The sequence below is a fragment of the Lachnoclostridium sp. An76 genome (assembly GCF_002161355.1).
Taxonomy (GTDB): domain Bacteria; phylum Bacillota; class Clostridia; order Lachnospirales; family Lachnospiraceae; genus Mediterraneibacter; species Mediterraneibacter caccavium.
Window position 1 is genome coordinate 61,756 of the sequence record NZ_NFHL01000002.1, and the last position, 17,555, is coordinate 79,310.

The window sequence follows — 17,555 nt, forward strand, 5'->3', positions numbered from 1 at the left end:
CTTTTTCTGATTAACCGGCTGCGCGGTCTTTTCGTCTTTTCCGAACAGCCGGTGCAGCCAGCTTTTGATTACCGTGAACAATGTCATACACCTCCTTGTCGAGTTTTTCCTGCCGTTCCAAAACGGCATAGAAGTTGTTGGTCTGATACGGGCGCTCCTTGGGCCGGATGACGGCCACCTTGATGATATTGCCCACGATCTTTTCCAGGGGCTGACCGTGTTTTTCATACATCGCCAGCATGAAGAAGGGCAGCATGACCAGCATCATACACATGGCAGCCACGCTGTTTCCCACAGGCCCCCGGAGCAGGAAGAAAAGCGGTACGCCGATCAGCGCACCGCCGCCGAAGCAGACAAGCTGCCTCTTGGTTAAGTTGAACGCGACCTTGGTTTTGACTTTCGTAAGATCCTTGGGTACAGGTACATAAGCCAAAGGGATTACCTCCTTCCTGGTTAATGTGCATTGAAAACGGATTTTGCGAGGCTGCCGGTCTTAAAGAGCGTAAAGCACAACAGGACCGTATAGCCCACGCAGCTCCAGATGGCCATAATGATGTCGGATTCGGTGGCAATACTCTGCACCAGCACGGCGTAGATCGCCACACAGACGATGATGAGAAATGCCTGGAAGCCCAGGGCGATCAACGAGCGCAGATAGTTCTGGCCCATACCGCCCCATTCCTTGCCCATCATGGTGGCCATAGGGATGGGAGCCACCGAGGTCACAAGGTAAATCTCAATCATACGGCCATAAATCACGATAAAGATACAAATGTAAAGCGCCCACATGGTAATGCCGATAAAGAGCGACTGGAACCACAGGCCGAACAGCGGCCCCAGGTCCATATCCATCAGCCGGGACTCCATATCGGTCATGACAGAGGAGATGTCGATGGAAGCGTCGGAACCGATGATGCCCGCCGCCTGCGCCACCACACTTTGAGCTGCGTCAAACACGCCCATCACGATGTTCCAGGTGTTTGAGACGATGAGGATGGCAGCGGCAGATTTGAACACCCATTTGAAGATCATCCAGGTGTCCACATCATGCAGGTTGTTCTTGTCGGTAATCATCTGAATCAGCTCCAGCGTCATCACGATAGCCAGGATCACGCCAGCAATCGGCACCATGATGGAGTTGGAGAGATTTTGGATCATGCTGAAAATACTCCCGTTCCAGCCCTGAGGGGTCTGGCCCACCTGTGTCGCAATGTCTGCGACCTGCTGGTTCACGCTATCGAACATCCCCGATAAGTTGCTCATAATGCCGCCTACCAACATTTCCTTGAGCCAGTCAGTAAGGGCATCGAGTAAGAAATCCATACGGTGTCAACCTCCTTTCAGCCGCCCCCGCTTGGGGGCAGGGGCGGCAAGGATTTCTTATGACAGCTTAACGACGGGAGCGATCAGACGGTGAACAGGCTGGAGAGCAGGGGTACGAGGACCATGCCGACCACGGCGACGCCAGCGCCAGCCATGAGCTGCTTCATGCCCTGGGACTTCGCACCGGGGTTGTCGTTGCCGTAACCTTCCAGCAGGTTGATGACACCCCAGATGCCGAGACCAGCGCCCAGAGCGATAACGAGGGTCTGAAGAACGGTGATAGCCTGATTGAAAAATGCCATAAATTATAGTTAGCCGGAATCATTTGAAAAGTTTGATTTAGTCATTCATAGGCATACAAAAGCCGGAACAATCGGCACCCGGTTTCCGGGGCCTGATTCCGGCTGTCCTCCTTTTTTCATTATTTTTTGGTGATTGTCCGCTTTGTACGCCGATGGCCCCATCCGGGGCGGTTGAGGCGGGTAGATAAGATCACTCCTATTACAATAAATTTGGACAGGAAAGCCGGACAGCCAGTCCGGCTTTCCCTCCATCTCGTGCCTAAGCTACAATGAGAGGAGCAACTGGCTGACCAATCACTCCTTGGGCTTGTATGTCCGTGTGAAAGACTGTTAGCCATCCTCTCGTTGCAGCGTTCGATTTAAGCAGGTTGAACCACCGGATGTCGGAGAGTTCGTGTCACACAATAGATTGAATCGGCAGCGAGAAAAGATGGATTCCGGTTGCAGATTCTTTGTATTGGAGGAATGTGAATGAACTGCGTTGGCATCGATGTTTCCAAGGGTAAGAGCATGATTGCAGTCATGCGGCCCTTCGGAGAGGTAGTGGTTTCACCCTTTGAAGTACGTCACACCGCCAATGAACTGAGCGAGCTGGCAGGACTGCTCAAAAGCCTGGACGGCGAGACCCGTGTGGTGATGGAATCCACGGGTAATTACCATGCTCCGGTGGCCTGGCTGCTCCACGACGCGGGCCTTTATGTCTCGGTAGTCAATGCAATGCTGGTGCATGACTACGGAAACAACAGTTTAAGACGGGCCAAAACCGACAAAAAGGATGCCGTAAAGCTGGCCAACTACGGTCTTGACCACTGGCTCACATTGCCGAGATATATCCCGGAGGAGGATACCCGACTCATGCTGAAAATCTGCTACCGGCAGTACCAACAGTATTCCAAAGTTCAGACCATGCTGAAGAATAACCTGATCTCCCTGCTGGACACCACCTTCCCAGACGCAAATCGCTTGTTTACCAGTCCGCCCCGCGCCGATGGCAGCGAGAAGTGGGTGGACTTTGTCGCTACTTTTTGGCATTGCGAGTGCGTTTGTGGCCGGTCTGAGAAGGCCTTTACTACCCAATACCAGAAGTGGTGCAGAAAGCACGGCTACAATTTCAGCGAGGATAAGGCGCTGGATATTTATGCCTCTGCTTGCAGACACTTCGGTGTCATACCGAAAACGGATACGGCAAAACTTTTGGTAGAACAGGCCATTTCTCAACTCCAGACAACTTCTTCCGCGTTAGCTGCTCTCAAACAGGAGATGCAATCCCTGGCAGCTTCTCTGCCGGAGTATCCTGTAGTGATGGGGATGTTTGGTGTTGGCCCAACCCTCGGCCCTCAACTCCTGGCTGAAATTGGCGATGTACGCCGTTTTCATTCCAAAAAAGCGTTGGTTGCCTTTGCGGGTATTGACGCCCCGCCCTACCAATCCGGTCAAATAGATGTCCGTAGCCGTAGCATTTCCAAGCGAGGATCTGCCTCACTGCGCAGGACGCTCTTTCTGGTGATGAGCGTCATCCTGCAATGTGCTCCAATAGACGAGCCGGTGTACCAGTTCATGGACAAGAAACGCTCTGAAGGCAAGCCATATCGTGTCTACATGATGGCCTCTGCCAACAAGTTCCTGCGCATCTACTACGCTTCTGTGAAAGCCTACTTGGAATCCCTGGAGCACGACTGATTTTTACACTCTATACCATCTGGCTGGCCGCCGTTTTAATTTTGAGATGCTCAGCGGCTTGATTTTGTATTGCATTTTTTCGCCTCCCTAAAAATCTGAAATTTCTACTTGACTTTTATTAGCAGGTCTTTCACAGCGGAACAGATTTACACGCCCTCTGCGTCTACTTCATACACATCGTAGACCTCGTTGGGCTTGAGCTTGAGCCGGGTGGACAGGAACGCCTCGATGTCAAAGGCGTTCTTGGGGTCCGCGTCGGCGGTGTACGGGTAATTGGGGTGCTTGGTGATGTCGTACTTGTCCGAGAGGAAAGGCCGCACACCGCGCAGCTGGAGGATACACTTGCCGCCGTCCATGACGGCCAGTTCATCCTGGCTCATAAGCTCTTTGCCGAGCTTTTGGTAGTTAAGAGAATGGGATGTCTCGCGGCCCCGGCTCTCGCCGGTGTTGTAGGTGTCGATGGTCTCCTTGCCCAGCACGGCGGCCAGCTCCTTGAGGGTTGTCGGCTCTTTGCCGCCCAGGAAGATGGAGGTATCCATGTTGCCGATGATGGTATCGGCGTTGTCCTTGTAGATAGCTTTGAGCTGGGACTGTGCTTGCAGCACCAGGCAGGCGGAAATCTCACGGCTTCGGATGGTGGCAACCAGCTTTTCCAGCCGAGGGATCTGTCCAATATTGGCGGCCTCGTCAATGAGGCACCGCACATGGACCGGCAGCCGCCCGCCGTACACATCGTCCGCTTTTTCGCAGAGCAGATTGAACAGCTGGGTGTAGCACATGGAGATCAGGAAGTTAAAGCTATCGTCCGTGTCGCTCATAATCAAGAACAAGGCGGTTTTCCGGTCTCCCAGGGTATCCAGCTCCAGCTCGTCGTAGGCCGTGACCTCCCGCAGCTCCGCGATGTCGAACACGGCAAGGCGCGCACCGCAGGAAATCAGGATGGATTTTGCGGTTTTGCCCGCAGCCAGCTTGTACTTTTTGTACTGACGGACGGCGAAGTGGTTGGGCTTCTCTGCCTCCAGCGCGTCAAACATCAGGTCCACGGGGTTCTTGAACTCCTCGTCATCCTCCCGGACCTCCATCGCGTTGATGAACTCGATGAGGGTGGAGAAATTCTGTTCCTCCACCGGGGCCTCGTAGTGGATATACCCAATGAGGGCGCAGTACAAAAGCGTCTCGGCCTTAACCCAAAAATCGTCCCCGGCCTTGCCCTCGCCCTTGGTGTTGGCGATCAGCGTCGTGACCAGTTTCAAGATGTCCTTTTCGGAGTGGATGTAGGCAAAGGGATTATAGTGCATGGACTTCTTGAAGTTGATGGTATTGAGGACTTTGATCCGATAAGGCTCATAGATGTCCTTGCCGTGCTTATCCTTCATGGGCTTGCCGTCCTTGCCCAGCTTGGGTGTGCCGCGCTGAAGCATTTTGCCGCACTCCACCAGGATGGTGCCTTTTGGGTCTGTCACCACATAGGAGCTGTGCATCTGCATCAGGTTCGGTTTCAGCCAGAAGCGGGTCTTGCCGGAACCGGAGCCACCGATCACCAGCACATTTTTGTTTCTGGCGGTCTTGGGGTCCTTGGGGCGGCTGTTCATGGTCAGGCTCTCGGTTTTAGTCAGAATCACATTGTTCTGGAACACCGGGTCGATGTAGGGTGCGATGTCCTCATGGGTGCCCCAGCGGGCGCTGCCATACTCCATACCGTGCCGGTACTTCTTGGCGTTCTTGCTTTTGAGATACACGGCCAATCGCAGGCCAGCGCCGCAGCACAGCCCCACCAGCAGGTCCAAAGGGTGCAGGCTGGGCCACCAGCTGGCCAGCGCCACCGGCAGCGTGGAGAAGAACGAAAGCATTTTTGCCGAAGCGTCCGCACCCACGGCCATCCGCCATCCTTCACCGAAGTTGGTTGCGAACAGCCCCATCAGGATATAGGGCATATTCAGCAAAAGGAGCTTTTTGATGTCAAGTTGCTTTTTCATCTTCATCGTTCCAGCTCCTTCCGCTTGTTCCGGTCCACAACGGCGTGTTTCACCAGCTCTTTGAACTGGCTCAGCTTTGCCAGCACGGACGGACGCTCTGTTTTCTGCGCCTTTCTGACCTTCTTGCCGGTGTACTCGGTAAAGGCAGCGGTCAGGGCATCCGCATCGCGGCCTTTGAAAAAGATCAGGTACTTGGGCGGGGAGCTGCTGCGGTCCTTCTTCACCGCATAGTCAACGCCGTATTTCCGGGCGATCTTTTCAAACTCCTTGATGGAGGGGTCGGTGATCTCGATGTTGGAAACGCCCTGATTCTGGCCGATCAGCTGCTTCACCGTCTGTTTGCCGTGGGGAATCACGGGGGTATCCCGGCTTTTCTGCTTTTGCAGCTTCTTTTCCTTGCGGTGGGCAAGGTACTTGGTGATGGCGGCCTTAAACAGCCGCCCGGTAAACTTTGTTCCGCTGACTACCAGCGTCAAAGTCCTGTTTTCCACTTCCTCCTGCATAGGTCATCGCCTCCTTTCCACGGATTTTGCAGGGGTGGCGCTTGATACTAAGGCGGGACCACCAGCCGCCGCAGCAGGTATTTCATCATGGCAGGCTCCTTTCAACGCAGCTGATCGGAGCGGTCATAGTACAGATGTCCCTGGCGCACCTTGGCATGGCTGAGAATCTTGATGTGGCCCTTTTCCTGGTTCTCCAGGCTTTTCTGGTATCCGGCCTCCGTCAGAAACAGGCGGGTCCGTTCGCCTTTCCAGCCCACCGGCGAATCGTGGGTCAGCACATCGAAGATAATCATGTGCCGGGTGTCCTCGGCAAACCGCTCCAAATCCATGTACTCATGGCCGTGGTAGTTCTGCGCCCCGGCCTTGAGCCGCATTTCCTCCATCAGCTGGCCCACGGTCTTACGCTCAGGCATGGCGCGCACCTCCTTTCCCGCGTCCCTGGCCTTTCACAGTCAGGATACCGTCCAGGGTGGTAGCGGTGATCCGCAGGCGCTCAGCGGTGGCGATGTCATTCTTCACGGTCTCGTCGATGCCGTGGCCGCAGACCACCAGCACATGGGACCGGCGCAGATAGTCTCGCACCATATCCAGCCCGTCCTTGTGTTCCTGGGGAATCTCGTCCTTGAGGAAGGTGGACAAGAACAGAACCGGGCAGATGGGCGAATACCCGGCGTCGTACACCTGGCGGCAGTAGGTGGCAGCGTTCTCGGCGTTCTCATACTGGTTGTTGCTCCAGGGAGCCGTAATGTAGGCAAGAGGTCGTTTCATGGCAAAATCCTTTCTCCCGGTATTGCCGGGCAACAGAAAAGCGGCTGTTTACCAGCCGCCTGTGTTCATATCGTGATTGACTTGTACGGTGTAGTGATTGCTGATCGTGGTGGGCGCGTTGAACAGCACTGCAAGCAAATACTGTTTCATATTGCGGACCTCCGTGGTGTTTTTCTGCATACCGTCCATGACAAATCGGATATGCTCGCTATCCAGCTTCAAGAACCGGGAGCGCACGACTTCATGGGGAAAGTCGCTGCCAGCGATCCGAGTGGTTTTACGTTTGGCACAAACGGTCTCCACCATCAGCTCCACAATCTCGTCCAGGTCCTCACGGTAGGTCGAAAACTCTCTGCACAGATAGTCATACTCGATGTTCTCCAGAATCAATTCCCGATAATTTTCTATCTCTGAGACAGACATCGCATCCCTTCCTTTCCGTTCCGGCAGCTGTGCTGCCGCTGTTTCCCGGAAGGGAATGGAATCGGTACTTGCTCCATGAGTATTTTGTTTTTGAGTATTTGGTTTCTCTATATTTAATTCTGCGGGCTTTTCCGTATCCGGTTTATCCAGATACGGGTTTTCCGTATCTGGTGAAGCCGTATCTGGTACAGCCGTATCCGGCCTTGGCGTTTCTGGCTGCCTGGGCTGGGGTTTCTCATAAATCACATACTCGGTGTCGCTGATCCGGCCTTGTTGGTCCCGCAGCTGGTTCCGCACGATGTAACCGGCGGTTTCCAACTCCCGCAGCGCACTGCCGATGGCATCAACGCCCTCCTTGCAGATTTTCGCAAGTCCACGGGTAGTATAGTTCCAGTCATCAGGCAGGGATAACATCATGGAAAGAAGCCCCTTTGCCTTGAGGGATAGTTCGTGGTTCCGCAGGTGATGATTGCTCATCACGGTATAATCTTTGGTCCGTTCAATGCGAAAAACGGCCATTGACTTCACTCCTTTCTAATTTTAGGGCATGAAAAAAGCCACAATCCTTCGTGAAAAAGACTGTGGCTTTCAGCTGTTTTTGTTGTTCTGCCAGGGCCGGTAAGGACGCTTGTACTTCGGCGGATGACTGAACATCGGCTCATGCTCCGAAAACGGGAGGGTCTGCAAAACCCGGTCAATGTCGGTGGATTCCATATCATACTGGGACTGGCAACTTTCCCGGATGGCATCTTTGATGCTCTGGACAGTACACATATTCATTCCTTTCCTTTCGTAGTGATAATGAGTTTACGGGTGGCGGCGGCGCTTGTCCGGTTTGAAGTCGAGCACATGGCCCTCGATCACACGGGCATACCGCTTGATTTTGATTTCCCGACGCTTCTGGCTTACGAGGGCGGCCTGATACCCGTCCTCCGTAAGAAACAGCCGCATATCATCGCCGGGGCAGCCGTAGGAACAAGGGCGCTGAACGGAAAACTCGATCATCCAGCGGGTGCTGTCCTGAAAACGCTCTACGGCCAAGATATTGTGTCCTTTCAGCTCACGGGCTGAAATATCCCTCATAGGCGGCTCCTTTCATCGTTCCTGGTCTCTCTGGCGCTTCTTCTGCCACGCCTCCAGCAGTTTGATAATGGTTTCCTGCATCCGCTGGGGCGTATAGCTTTTGGGGAAATACTTCCGCAGGGTGTCGGAGGTGAAAGTCACTTTGTCGAGATCACTTTTCTTTTCCTCACCCATGATGACGCGCATCATATCGAGGGTCAGATGTCCCTCCTGGCTGTATTTCTTGAGTCGCTGAGCCTGGGAGAGAGAGGGGGTAGCCTGTTCGCTGTCCATCGCGTCCAGCAAATCCCGCTGTTCTTCTTTTTTGAGAAAGGACAGCTCATAAGCCGGATTGAGGGCGATTTTCTTTTCATCGACCATATCCAGCAGTTCGGGAATCAGCTCCGTCAGGCGGATATAGCGCTGCACCTGGTTCCTACTCGAACCAGCCTGCTGCGCCAACAATTCATCTGCACGCAACTTCGTCCCAAGTTGGGACGAAGTTAAGTCCCCCCGTGCGCCTTGGTGTTTCATAGCCTCCAGCTTCATCTTGTAAGCAAAGGCCCTTTCGCTGGGGAGCAGGCTTTCACGTTGTAAGTTGCTGTCCACCATGATGATAGTGGCAGCATCATCGTCCAGGTCTCGGACAATGACAGGCATGGTTTCTTTCTCGGCCAGCTCACTGGCCCGGTGCCGCCTGTGACCGGCAACCAGCTCATAGCCGCCCTCCGGGTCCGGGCGGGCGATCGCCGGAACCAGAACACCATACTGCCGAACGCTGTCGGCGGTCTCCATCATGGCCTCGTCATCCTTGACTTTGAAGGGATGCCCCTTAAATGGGTGCAGCTCAGACAGCGGAATTTCCTGTATCTTCTCCAGCTTGGCATCCTGGCGGCTTTCCTCGGTGGAAAACAAATCATCGTATGGAGCCAGCTCTACTTTTTTCGCGCTGCTTTTCAAGTTTTATCACCTCCTTGGTCAGATTCTTATAGCCCTCGGCCACCTTGCCATTAGGGTCATGGGCAAAAATGCTTTTGCCCTCGGCGCTGATCTCCTTTGCCCGGACAGAATGGGGAATCTCGGTGCCGAACACCTTGATTTTGCTGCCATAGGTCTCCCGCAGCAGGGCGGCAATCTCCTTGGCGAAGTTGGTGCGGTTGTCCACCATCGTCAGCAATATGCCGTCGATCTGGAGCTTGGGGTTGATCTGCCGCTTCACCTTGTTTACGGTCTGGAGCAGCTGTTCCAGGCCCTTGGCGGGCAGGTACTCCGCCTGAACGGGGATTATGACCCTGTTGGCGGCGGCCAGGGCGTTGACCGTGAGCATACCCAGGGATGGCTGGCAGTCAATCAGGATATGGGAATACTGTCCCTTGAGCGTGTCCAGATACTGCCGCAGGATGGTCTCTCGGCTCATGGCGTTCACCAGGGAGACCTCCATGCCGGAGAGCTGGATGTCTGCGGGCATCAGGTCAACGCCCTCCGGGTGGTGCAGGATACCCTCGCCGGGGCGCAGCGGCTCGTCCATCAGGATACGGCCCATCGCGTCGGACAGGGTAAAGGGCAGCTTGTCCGGCTGGGGGTGGCCCAGGCTGATGGTCAGGCTGCCTTGCGGGTCCCCGTCGATCAGCAGCACTTTCTTTCCGGCCTGCGCCAGCCCAATCCCCAGGTTCGCGCAGGTGGTTGTCTTGCCAACGCCGCCTTTCTGGTTGGCGATGGCGATGATTTGCGTGTTCAATGACTTCACCTCATTTCTGAATTGTTCTATGGCTTCTGGAAATAGAAAAAGCCGCCACTTCAAAAATTGAAAGTGACGGCCTTTTCTTATCCCGGAATGAAATTCCCCGGAAACGCAAAAAGCGCCCAGTAGAAAATACTGAGCGCTTGGCGATTAGATTTATTCTCTTTTGTTCAAATTAGGTCAAATTCAGACAAACCGTTTTCACGAAAAAGGTCTCTTGGAGATGTATAAATAAACATCCCCTTGGCATCCCAAAATCGCGTCTCGGTTGTCCTATTTTTTAACCCATAAGCCCTCTTTTTGGGGTGGTTGTCCACCATTTAACCCATAGAAAACGGGTTAAAAGAGGCTTCGTTCTGTCAAATTGCGTCAAACCATTTGAAAAGGAAAAACCCCGGAAACCGCGTAGTTCCGGGGTTTTTGACCACTTTTGATAAAGTTTAGCGCTTGCTGAACTGCGGAGCACGACGGGCGGCTTTGAGGCCGTACTTCTTACGCTCTTTCATTCTCGGGTCACGTGTCAGGAATCCTGCGCTCTTAAGTACCGGTCTGTAATCAGCGTCAGCCTCAAGAAGAGCTCTTGCGATACCGTGACGGATCGCGCCTGCCTGTCCTGTGTAACCGCCGCCTTTTACGTTTACGAGTACGTCGAATTTGTCTGTTGTGCCTGTCGCAACGAGCGGCTGGCGAACGACAACTTTCAGAGTCTCAAGTCCGAGATACTCGTCGATGTCTCTTTTATTGATCGTGATCTTGCCCGTTCCCGGTACAAGGTATACTCTTGCAACTGATTTTTTTCTTCTTCCTGTTCCGTAATATTTTGCGTTAGCCACTGTTATATCCTCCTTTCAACCTCTAACTAAAATGTCAGTACTTCCGGCTTCTGAGCCTGATTTGCATGCTCTGGGCCAGCGTAGACATGAAGCTTCTTGATCATGCTTCTTCCCATAGGTCCTTTCGGGAGCATTCCCTTAACAGCCAGCTCGATCACTTTCTCCGGTTTCTTTGCCATCATCTCAGCAAGTGTAGTCTCTTTCATACCGCCTACATAATCGGAGTGATTATAGTAAACCTTCTGCTGAAGTTTCTTTCCTGTAACTTTCACTTTCTCAGCGTTTACAACGATCACATAATCGCCTGTATCAATGTGCGGTGTGTACTCCGGTTTGTTCTTTCCTCTGAGCACCTTAGCCACTTCAGAAGCAAGACGTCCCAGTGTACATCCCTCAGCGTCAACCACATACCATTTTCTTTCAATCTTGTCAGGGTTAGCCATATAAGTTTTCATGGGTGTTCCTCCTATAAAATCATCAGATAACATTTACTTGTATATGTGAAATCAGCATACTCCGGGGCTATGGCGCATACTGTTTCTCCTTTAGTCATGCTGTAATATTATAGTCCGGCCAAAACCCTGTGTCAAGATTTTTCTTTATTTTCTTCTTTTTATTATGATAATGATCCCCGCGATCACCGCTGCTGCCGCCAGAACCGTGATGGCGCCCCAGATAAATACGGAGTAGTCGTCGCCGGTCAGCGGAACTGACGTGCTGTATTTCAGGGACGCCGGCAGTGCGCCGGATGTACGGGAGTCTGACGGATATACTTTTGTCAGCTCCAGCCGGTCAACTTTTGACGTCATCTCAAGGGATGCAGGGATATCTTTCCACTGCTTTTCTTCAGCGATCACAAACAGCCCGCTGTGGTCTGTCTTAAATACAGCGCCGCCGTTTATGTTCTGATAAGTAATTTCTGTCCACGCCGGCATCTGCGAGCCAGCGCTCTGCCCGATCTCGGCCACAACAGTCCTTGAGGGATCATAGCCCTCCGGGATCGCAAGCGACACCTCTACCGCTTCTTCCGGAACCGTCGGCTGCCATGCAGACGGGTCGGAAGGATTGGTCGGATCTGTCAGTTCTACAACCGCAACCGTATAAATCTGGAACCGGTCCGCAATGAGTGTCAGGAACTGCTCCAGCTGCGCATACATGGAATCTGACGTATCCATCGGCACTGCCATCGCCATCGGCGGGATCGTAACCGGCGGAATCACAGGCGTTTCTGTTCCCGGCGTTTCTGTTCCGGCAGGATCCTCGCCTTCCGGATTCTCCGTTGGATCCTCCGTCCCGGGGTTATCCGGCACTGTAGGATCTTCCTCTTCCGGATTCTTCGGTTCTGCCGGCTCTTCCTCTTCTGGGTCCTCCGGTTCTGTCGGATTTTCCTCTTCCGGATCCTCTAGTTCTGTCGGATCTTCCGTGTCTGTCAGTTCCTCGGTTTCTGTTTCTGTCGCTTTCTCCGTATCCGTACTTTCTTCCTCTTCCGGCGTCTCCGCGTCTGTGATCTCTTCCTCTTCCGGCGTCTCTGCCTTTTGAAGTTCTGTTTCAGAATTTTCTTCTTCCATGATCACAGGATCTTCCTGAGTCTCCGCTTCCTGCGCAAATGCTGCCGCCGGGACCGTCATGCCAGATATGAGCGCCGCTGCCAATACGGTTACAAATATTTTTCTTATGGATGATATGCGTTTTTTCATGCCGTTCCCTCCATATTTTCAAACAATTCGCCGGATGAATACTATATTTTCAGTATATCCCTGCATCGGCCCGGTGTCAATTCAGAGAAAGCGTCCGGCAGGTGTTTTTGCTTTTGTTTCCTTACAAAATATGATACAATGTAAGACAGTGCCGGGGCAACCGGCTTTACGTTATCAAACACAAGGAAGGTACTGAATTTATGTGGGCTTATAATGAAACTTTTTATCAGATCTACCCCATCGGCTTCTGCGGCGCGCCCGTTCACAATGACGGCGTTACTGAGCATCGCATCCTGAAGCTTGCAGACTGGGCGGAATATCTCCAGGAACTGGGGATCGGCTCGATCATCCTGAATCCGATCTTTGAGTCGGACAACCACGGTTATGATACGAGGGATTTCAAAAAGATTGACTGCCGCCTCGGAACGAACGATGATTTTAAGGAAGTCTGTCAGACACTCCACGACCACGATGTGAAGATCATGCTGGACGGCGTTTTCAATCACGTGGGACGGGGCTTCTGGGCATTTAAAGACGTCCAGGAGAAAAAATGGGACTCTCCCTACAAAGACTGGTTCTGCATTAACTTTGACGGCAACAGCGGCTACAACGACGGTTTCTGGTACGAGGGCTGGGAAGGCCACTATGAACTGGTCAAACTGAACCTGCAGAACCCGGCTGTCGTTGACTATCTTCTGGAATGTGTAAAAATGTGGATCGAGGAGTTCGGCATCGACGGGCTCCGTCTCGATGTGGCGTACAGCCTGGACCACAATTTCATGAAACGGCTCCGCCGCTACTGTGAGGAGATCAGACCGGGCTTCGCCCTGATCGGCGAGGTGCTTTTCGGCGACTACAACCTGATCGTCAATGACGAGATGCTGCACAGCTGCACGAATTATGAGTGTTACAAGGGACTTTACTCCAGCTTCAACAGCATGAACATGTTCGAGATCGCACACTCCCTGAACCGCCAGTACGGTCCGGAGCAGTGGTGCATTTACCGGGGCAAGCATCTGATGACGTTCGCGGACAACCACGACGTCTCCCGGCTGGCCACGATCCTGACCAACAAGAAGCATATCCCGCTGGCTTACGGGCTGCTCTTCGGAATGCCGGGCATCCCCTGCATATATTACGGAAGCGAGTGGGGCGAGGAAGGCCAGAAAGCGCCGGACAACGACTATGCCCTGCGCCCCTGCTTTGAGGAGCCGAAGCCGAATGAACTGACAGACCTGATCAAAGAACTGATCGCCATTCGCAGGGAGAGCGACGCCCTCTGCAACGGATCCTACCACAACGTCGTGATCACCAACCACCAGCTTGTATTCGAGCGGAAGACCGACCGTGAGCGCGTCCTCGTGGCGATCAATGCGTCCGATGCGGAATTTTCCGCCGGAAGCCACGAGCTGAACGGAACATTCGAGCGGATCATGACGTATCCCGAAGCTGCAGCGGAGACGGATACCGTAACACTGAACGGACAGCTTTCCATGCCGCCGTACAGCATCCAGTATCTGAAAATGTAGCACAAGAAAAACACAATCGCCGGTATGCAGAGTGTCCAGGGGACTTGACCCCCTGAACACCTGCACACCGGCGTTCTTCATTCATTTCACTGCGACCACTCTGTCCGGCTGCCCCGCTCCGTCTTGATGACATTGAGCTTCCAGTCGATCTGCTCTTTTAATTCATTTACATGGGAAATGATCCCCACCAGGTCTTTTTCTCCCGCCAGTTCCTTCAGGATCTGGATGGCCCGCTCCCGGGCCGCATCGTCCAGGGACCCGAACCCCTCGTCTACAAACATGGTCTCAAGGTTCACGGCCCCGGCCGTATTCTGCACGATGTCCGCAAGGCCCAGCGCCATGGAAAGCGCCGCCATGAAGGACTCGCCGCCGGACAGGGACTTCACATCCCTGACCGAGTCATTGACCAGGTCATAGACGTCCAGGTCGAGCCCCGCCTGGCCCTGGCTTCCCAGCGCCCGGATATCCCGGCACTGGAGGATGAATTCATTGGACGTCATGCGGGCGAGCCGCCGGTTCGCCGCCTGGATGATCTGGCGGAAATACCGGCGCTGCACGTATGTCTCAAAGTCCAGCTTGGCACTGCCGCTTAAGTTGCCGTTGGCCGTGCGGCTTAAGTTGCCGATCACCTCGTATATTCTCCGCAGTTCCTCCTGGGATGTGAAATATTTTTTCAGGTTTTCATACGCACTTTTATTCGTCTCATTCCGGCCGTGAAGATCCATGGACCGCCTGCGGAGGTCTTTCACTGCAAGGCTAAGCTCCTTCTCCCGTTCCTGGTCCGGAGCGGGATCTTCCCGCTTCCTTTCGCCGGCCTGGTTCTCCAGCGTCTCGATCCGGGTGCGGCACTGGATGACTTTTGTGTCGTATTCCTTCACTTTTTGCTCTTTCTGCTGCCAGCCATCGATCCACTGCTTCGCCGCCCGGTATTCTTCCTGGTCTTTGAACTGCTGGTTCCGGATCTCGCTGTAAAAAGCTTCTTTCTCTTCTTCCAGCCTTTTCGCCGTCTCCGCATGCCGGCTTCGCAGGCTTTCAAGCTGTCCGGCTTTCCGACGGTTCTCTTCCGCACATTCCCGGTGCTGCTCCCGCACCCGCGCAACGGCCGCCTTCCGGCTGTCCAGTTCTTTCTCTGCGCCGGCCAGCTGCGCTTTCGCCTCTTCGTACGCCGGCGGATCTTCCCCCAGCGCCTTCTTCTCCGCCGCCAGCGCCGCGGCTGCCTTCTGATATTCTTCCTGGATCCCTGCCCGGCGGGACTCCGCCTGGTCCCGGCGCTTCTTCGCCTGTTCCACCGCATTCTGGTCCGGGACGCCGTCCGGCAGTTCCGCCTTATGGGGATGGTGGACAGAGCCGCACACGGGGCAGGGCTTTCCCTCTTCCAGTTCCCGCGCCATCAGGCCGGCCTGTCCCACGAAGAACCGCTCATACCGGTCCTCATATTCAGCCGCGGCCCTCCGGCACGCCTCCATGCATTCAGCCATCTTCTCCGTCCATTCCGCGCACGCCGCGCTCATCCGGCGGACCGTCTCATACCGGGGCAGCATCTCGCGCAGTCCGGCGATCCGTTCCTGAAGCCCCGGTTCGTCCCGGCCAAACGCTTCCTCCAGCTCCTTAAGTTTCTCTCCGAGCTGTCTTTCATCTTCACTGTGTTCCTTCTGCCAGGTTTCCAGCGATGAGATCTCTTCCGCCACCCGGTTCAGGTCTTTTTGGGTACGGAGCGCCTCCGCCTGTTCCTGAAGCTGCTTTTCTTCCTTCGCCAATTCTGACAGACAGCTCTTCCCCGCCCGGATAATCTCCTTTAATGTGTTTTGCGTCTCCTCTGCCGGCGGCATTTCCATGCCGGCGATCTCCTGCCAGCGCAGGTCCGGATCATGAAATGCATCCACCCGTTCAATCTCCCGCCGGATATCCGCCTCGTTTTCCTTCAGGCTGACATAGAGTTCTTTCGCCTGCTCTTTCAATTCCTCCTGCATCTTCCAGTAGATCCGGGTCTGGAAGATCTTGCTGAAGATCTTCCGCCGCTCCCGAGATCCCGCGTGCAGCAACTGAAGGAATTCGCCCTGGGCGATCATGGCGATCTGGGTGAACTGTCCGGCGTCCAGCCCCAGGATCTCTTCGATCTTCTGGTCCGTCTCCCGCTTCTTCCCCTGAAATTCCTTCCCGTCGGGCAGAAGCAGGCTCACTTTCGCCGTCTCCTTTACCAGACGCACGGTGCCGTCCGCATTTTTCCGTTTGCCGGCCCGCATATATTCAGGATTGCGCCGCACCGTGTACTCGCCCTCCCTGCCGGAAAAGGTGTATTCCACATAGGTATCCGTGCTTTCGTCCGCATACTGGCTGCGCATCATATTGCCGTCGCGCACCCCGCCGCTTGTCCGGTTATAGAGCGCGTAGGTGATGGCGTCAAAGATGGTCGTCTTCCCGGCGCCCGTGTCGCCGGCAATGAGAAAGAGTCCGCCTTTTATCACTGTAAAATCAATAACTTCCACGCCGGAATAGGATCCGAACGCAGACATGGTAAGTCTGACCGGTCTCACTGCTCATCCCCCTTTGCATGATCATACGCCTGATCCACGATCCCGCGCTCCTCGCCCGTCAGATCCCGGCCCTGCATCTCGCGGTAGAAATCCGCGAACACCTGCGCCGGATCGCCCAGCCAGATCTCATCGTCGTCAAACTCCAGCTTCTTCCGTGTGCGGGTGTTGTCCATCCGCACTTCCAGGATATGGCCGTACACTTTCTGCAGCTGCTCTTTCGGTTTATACGGGTCCGTCTCATCGGTGAGCACCACACTTACGTAATCATCCCGGTGCCGCGGATCCGCTTCTTTTAAAATATCATCCAGGTTCCCGCGCACCCGGCGCACATCCCGCAGCGGATGAAGGGGCAGCTTCTCCACCTTCACCGGCGCGCCCTTTTCACCCAGTTCCACCAGATGGAGCGTCTTCTCCTGTTCTGCCTCGCTGACCGAATATTTCAGAAGCGTCCCGCAGTAGCGGACCGTCTCCCGGCCAACCTTCTGGGCGCCGTGGAGATGCCCGAGGGCCGCGTAATCAAAGTCTCTCAGGACGGAAATATCCACGTTGTCGATGCCGCCCACGCTCAGCTGTTCGGAATCGCAGGTCTCCGGCCGGAGCGTTTCCTCCGCGGCGTCATCTTTCCCGGTATAAAACTGATGGGAAACGATCACATTGCGCTCCCGCGGATCGATCTTCTCCCGTTCCAGCACGATCCGCACCGCCTCCGTATAATTTTCCGGCAGGCTGCCCCCATTCAGGCCGCGCACATACCCGGGCTTTAGGAAAGGCATCAGGTAAAAGTTCACGTTCCCGTGTTCATCCGCCAGCGTGATCTTCTTCAGATGCTCATCCTCCGTTTCCGGCGCCCGGCCGGCGATATGGATCCGGTGGCTCCCCAGCAGCCGGCTCGCATAGTCCAGACGCTGGGCGGAGTCATGGTTTCCCGCGATGATCAGCAGCGGGATCTCCGGCCGGATCTTCGACATCCGTGTGAGGAAATCGTCAAAAATCGCCACCGCCTCGCCGGACGGCACGGTCTTGTCATAAATATCCCCGGCGATCACCACCGCATCCGGGCGCAGGGCCTCCGCATAAGAAACGATCTCCGAGAGGATGTGTTCCTGGTCCTCCCGGAGATTATAGTGATGTAATTGTTTCCCGATATGAAGATCCGATAAATGAAAAAATCTCATGGCTTTCCT

18 protein-coding genes are annotated in these 17,555 nt (G+C 54.5%); 2 read left to right on the forward strand and 16 right to left on the reverse strand.

Annotation, left to right across the window (positions count from 1 at the left end; all coding sequences use genetic code 11):
• Positions 1-10: 10 nt before the first annotated feature.
• The 3 genes from B5G27_RS04505 to B5G27_RS04515 form a co-directional block, all read right to left on the reverse strand.
• On the reverse strand, positions 11-433 hold the full coding sequence (locus B5G27_RS04505; protein ID WP_002578789.1) for a PrgI family protein: 423 nt from the start codon (positions 431-433) through the stop codon (positions 11-13).
• Between the two features lie 20 nt (positions 434-453).
• A complete protein-coding gene (locus B5G27_RS04510) occupies positions 454-1,323 on the reverse strand; it encodes a VirB6/TrbL-like conjugal transfer protein, CD1112 family (protein WP_002578790.1) in 870 nt (289 codons plus the stop codon).
• Between the two features lie 83 nt (positions 1,324-1,406).
• Positions 1,407-1,625 (reverse strand): Maff2 family mobile element protein, encoded by a 219-nt coding sequence (locus B5G27_RS04515; protein ID WP_002588903.1) that lies wholly within the window; start codon positions 1,623-1,625, stop codon positions 1,407-1,409.
• Between the two features lie 471 nt (positions 1,626-2,096).
• On the opposite strand from B5G27_RS04515, the gene B5G27_RS04520 reads away from it, so the two are divergent.
• Complete coding sequence (locus tag B5G27_RS04520) at positions 2,097-3,305, forward strand: IS110-like element ISEnfa110 family transposase (protein ID WP_002382856.1); 1,209 nt, start codon at positions 2,097-2,099, stop codon at positions 3,303-3,305.
• 146 nt (positions 3,306-3,451) lie between these two features.
• On the opposite strand, the gene B5G27_RS04525 is transcribed toward B5G27_RS04520, so the two are convergent.
• The 11 genes from B5G27_RS04525 to B5G27_RS04580 all read right to left on the reverse strand — a co-directional run bounded on the left by B5G27_RS04525 (position 3,452) and on the right by B5G27_RS04580 (position 12,308).
• Entirely contained in the window at positions 3,452-5,281 is a 1,830-nt protein-coding gene (locus B5G27_RS04525) for a VirD4-like conjugal transfer protein, CD1115 family (protein ID WP_026649524.1), read from the reverse strand.
• A gap of 2 nt (positions 5,282-5,283) precedes the next feature.
• Positions 5,284-5,784 (reverse strand): PcfB family protein, encoded by a 501-nt coding sequence (locus B5G27_RS04530; RefSeq protein WP_002576352.1) that lies wholly within the window; start codon positions 5,782-5,784, stop codon positions 5,284-5,286.
• Between the two features lie 101 nt (positions 5,785-5,885).
• Entirely contained in the window at positions 5,886-6,197 is a 312-nt protein-coding gene (locus B5G27_RS04535; protein WP_002576353.1) for a DUF5720 family protein, read from the reverse strand.
• A complete protein-coding gene (locus B5G27_RS04540) occupies positions 6,190-6,552 on the reverse strand; it encodes a DUF7768 domain-containing protein (protein WP_002578791.1) in 363 nt (120 codons plus the stop codon). The genes B5G27_RS04535 and B5G27_RS04540 overlap by 8 nt, the downstream gene beginning before the upstream one ends.
• 48 nt (positions 6,553-6,600) lie before the next feature.
• Positions 6,601-7,494 carry a DUF6017 domain-containing protein gene (locus tag B5G27_RS04545; RefSeq protein WP_002576355.1) on the reverse strand — a complete coding sequence of 298 codons (894 nt, stop codon included), beginning with the start codon at positions 7,492-7,494 and terminating at the stop codon, positions 6,601-6,603.
• A gap of 288 nt (positions 7,495-7,782) precedes the next feature.
• Positions 7,783-8,058 (reverse strand): DUF5720 family protein, encoded by a 276-nt coding sequence (locus B5G27_RS04555; protein ID WP_002576357.1) that lies wholly within the window; start codon positions 8,056-8,058, stop codon positions 7,783-7,785.
• A 12-nt stretch (positions 8,059-8,070) separates the two neighbouring features.
• Complete coding sequence (locus B5G27_RS04560; protein WP_002576358.1) at positions 8,071-8,997, reverse strand: ParB/RepB/Spo0J family partition protein; 927 nt, start codon at positions 8,995-8,997, stop codon at positions 8,071-8,073.
• Positions 8,954-9,775, reverse strand: coding sequence for a ParA family protein (locus B5G27_RS04565; protein WP_002576359.1), 822 nt, complete (start codon positions 9,773-9,775; stop codon positions 8,954-8,956). The genes B5G27_RS04560 and B5G27_RS04565 overlap by 44 nt, the downstream gene beginning before the upstream one ends.
• A gap of 443 nt (positions 9,776-10,218) precedes the next feature.
• Positions 10,219-10,611, reverse strand: coding sequence for a 30S ribosomal protein S9 (rpsI, locus tag B5G27_RS04570; RefSeq protein WP_087177777.1), 393 nt, complete (start codon positions 10,609-10,611; stop codon positions 10,219-10,221).
• A 26-nt stretch (positions 10,612-10,637) separates the two neighbouring features.
• Positions 10,638-11,066: a 50S ribosomal protein L13 gene (gene rplM / locus B5G27_RS04575; RefSeq protein WP_087177778.1), complete on the reverse strand. Its 429-nt coding sequence runs from the start codon at positions 11,064-11,066 to the stop codon at positions 10,638-10,640.
• 144 nt (positions 11,067-11,210) lie between these two features.
• Complete coding sequence (locus B5G27_RS04580; RefSeq protein WP_087177779.1) at positions 11,211-12,308, reverse strand: hypothetical protein; 1,098 nt, start codon at positions 12,306-12,308, stop codon at positions 11,211-11,213.
• Between the two features lie 200 nt (positions 12,309-12,508).
• Between B5G27_RS04580 and B5G27_RS04585 the strand changes: the two genes are divergently transcribed.
• Positions 12,509-13,837 (forward strand): alpha-amylase family glycosyl hydrolase, encoded by a 1,329-nt coding sequence (locus B5G27_RS04585; protein WP_087177780.1) that lies wholly within the window; start codon positions 12,509-12,511, stop codon positions 13,835-13,837.
• Between the two features lie 86 nt (positions 13,838-13,923).
• Here the strand turns inward: B5G27_RS04585 and B5G27_RS04590 are convergent, their stop codons facing one another.
• Together B5G27_RS04590 and B5G27_RS04595 are read right to left on the reverse strand one after the other, a co-directional pair.
• Positions 13,924-16,371, reverse strand: a complete 2,448-nt coding sequence (locus tag B5G27_RS04590) for an AAA family ATPase (protein ID WP_087177781.1) — start codon at positions 16,369-16,371, stop codon at positions 13,924-13,926.
• Positions 16,368-17,546 carry an exonuclease SbcCD subunit D gene (locus B5G27_RS04595; RefSeq protein ID WP_087177782.1) on the reverse strand — a complete coding sequence of 393 codons (1,179 nt, stop codon included), beginning with the start codon at positions 17,544-17,546 and terminating at the stop codon, positions 16,368-16,370. Before B5G27_RS04595 ends, B5G27_RS04590 begins: the two co-directional genes overlap by 4 nt.
• Positions 17,547-17,555: the final 9 nt, after the last annotated feature.

Bases quoted from the DNA above. Each gene is read 5' to 3' on its own strand.
- B5G27_RS04510 (WP_002578790.1), bottom strand. From the start codon at position 1,323: ATGGATTTCTTACTCGATGCCCTTACTGACTGGCTCAAGGAAATGTTG.
- B5G27_RS04515 (WP_002588903.1), bottom strand. From the start codon at position 1,625: ATGGCATTTTTCAATCAGGCTATCACCGTTCTTCAGACCCTCGTTATC.
- B5G27_RS04520 (WP_002382856.1), top strand. From the start codon at position 2,097: ATGAACTGCGTTGGCATCGATGTTTCCAAGGGTAAGAGCATGATTGCA.
- B5G27_RS04525 (WP_026649524.1), bottom strand. From the start codon at position 5,281: ATGAAAAAGCAACTTGACATCAAAAAGCTCCTTTTGCTGAATATGCCC.
- B5G27_RS04530 (WP_002576352.1), bottom strand. From the start codon at position 5,784: ATGCAGGAGGAAGTGGAAAACAGGACTTTGACGCTGGTAGTCAGCGGA.
- B5G27_RS04535 (WP_002576353.1), bottom strand. From the start codon at position 6,197: ATGCCTGAGCGTAAGACCGTGGGCCAGCTGATGGAGGAAATGCGGCTC.
- B5G27_RS04540 (WP_002578791.1), bottom strand. From the start codon at position 6,552: ATGAAACGACCTCTTGCCTACATTACGGCTCCCTGGAGCAACAACCAG.
- B5G27_RS04545 (WP_002576355.1), bottom strand. From the start codon at position 7,494: ATGGCCGTTTTTCGCATTGAACGGACCAAAGATTATACCGTGATGAGC.
- B5G27_RS04555 (WP_002576357.1), bottom strand. From the start codon at position 8,058: ATGAGGGATATTTCAGCCCGTGAGCTGAAAGGACACAATATCTTGGCC.
- rplM (WP_087177778.1), bottom strand. From the start codon at position 11,066: ATGAAAACTTATATGGCTAACCCTGACAAGATTGAAAGAAAATGGTAT.
- B5G27_RS04580 (WP_087177779.1), bottom strand. From the start codon at position 12,308: ATGAAAAAACGCATATCATCCATAAGAAAAATATTTGTAACCGTATTG.
- B5G27_RS04585 (WP_087177780.1), top strand. From the start codon at position 12,509: ATGTGGGCTTATAATGAAACTTTTTATCAGATCTACCCCATCGGCTTC.
- B5G27_RS04595 (WP_087177782.1), bottom strand. From the start codon at position 17,546: ATGAGATTTTTTCATTTATCGGATCTTCATATCGGGAAACAATTACAT.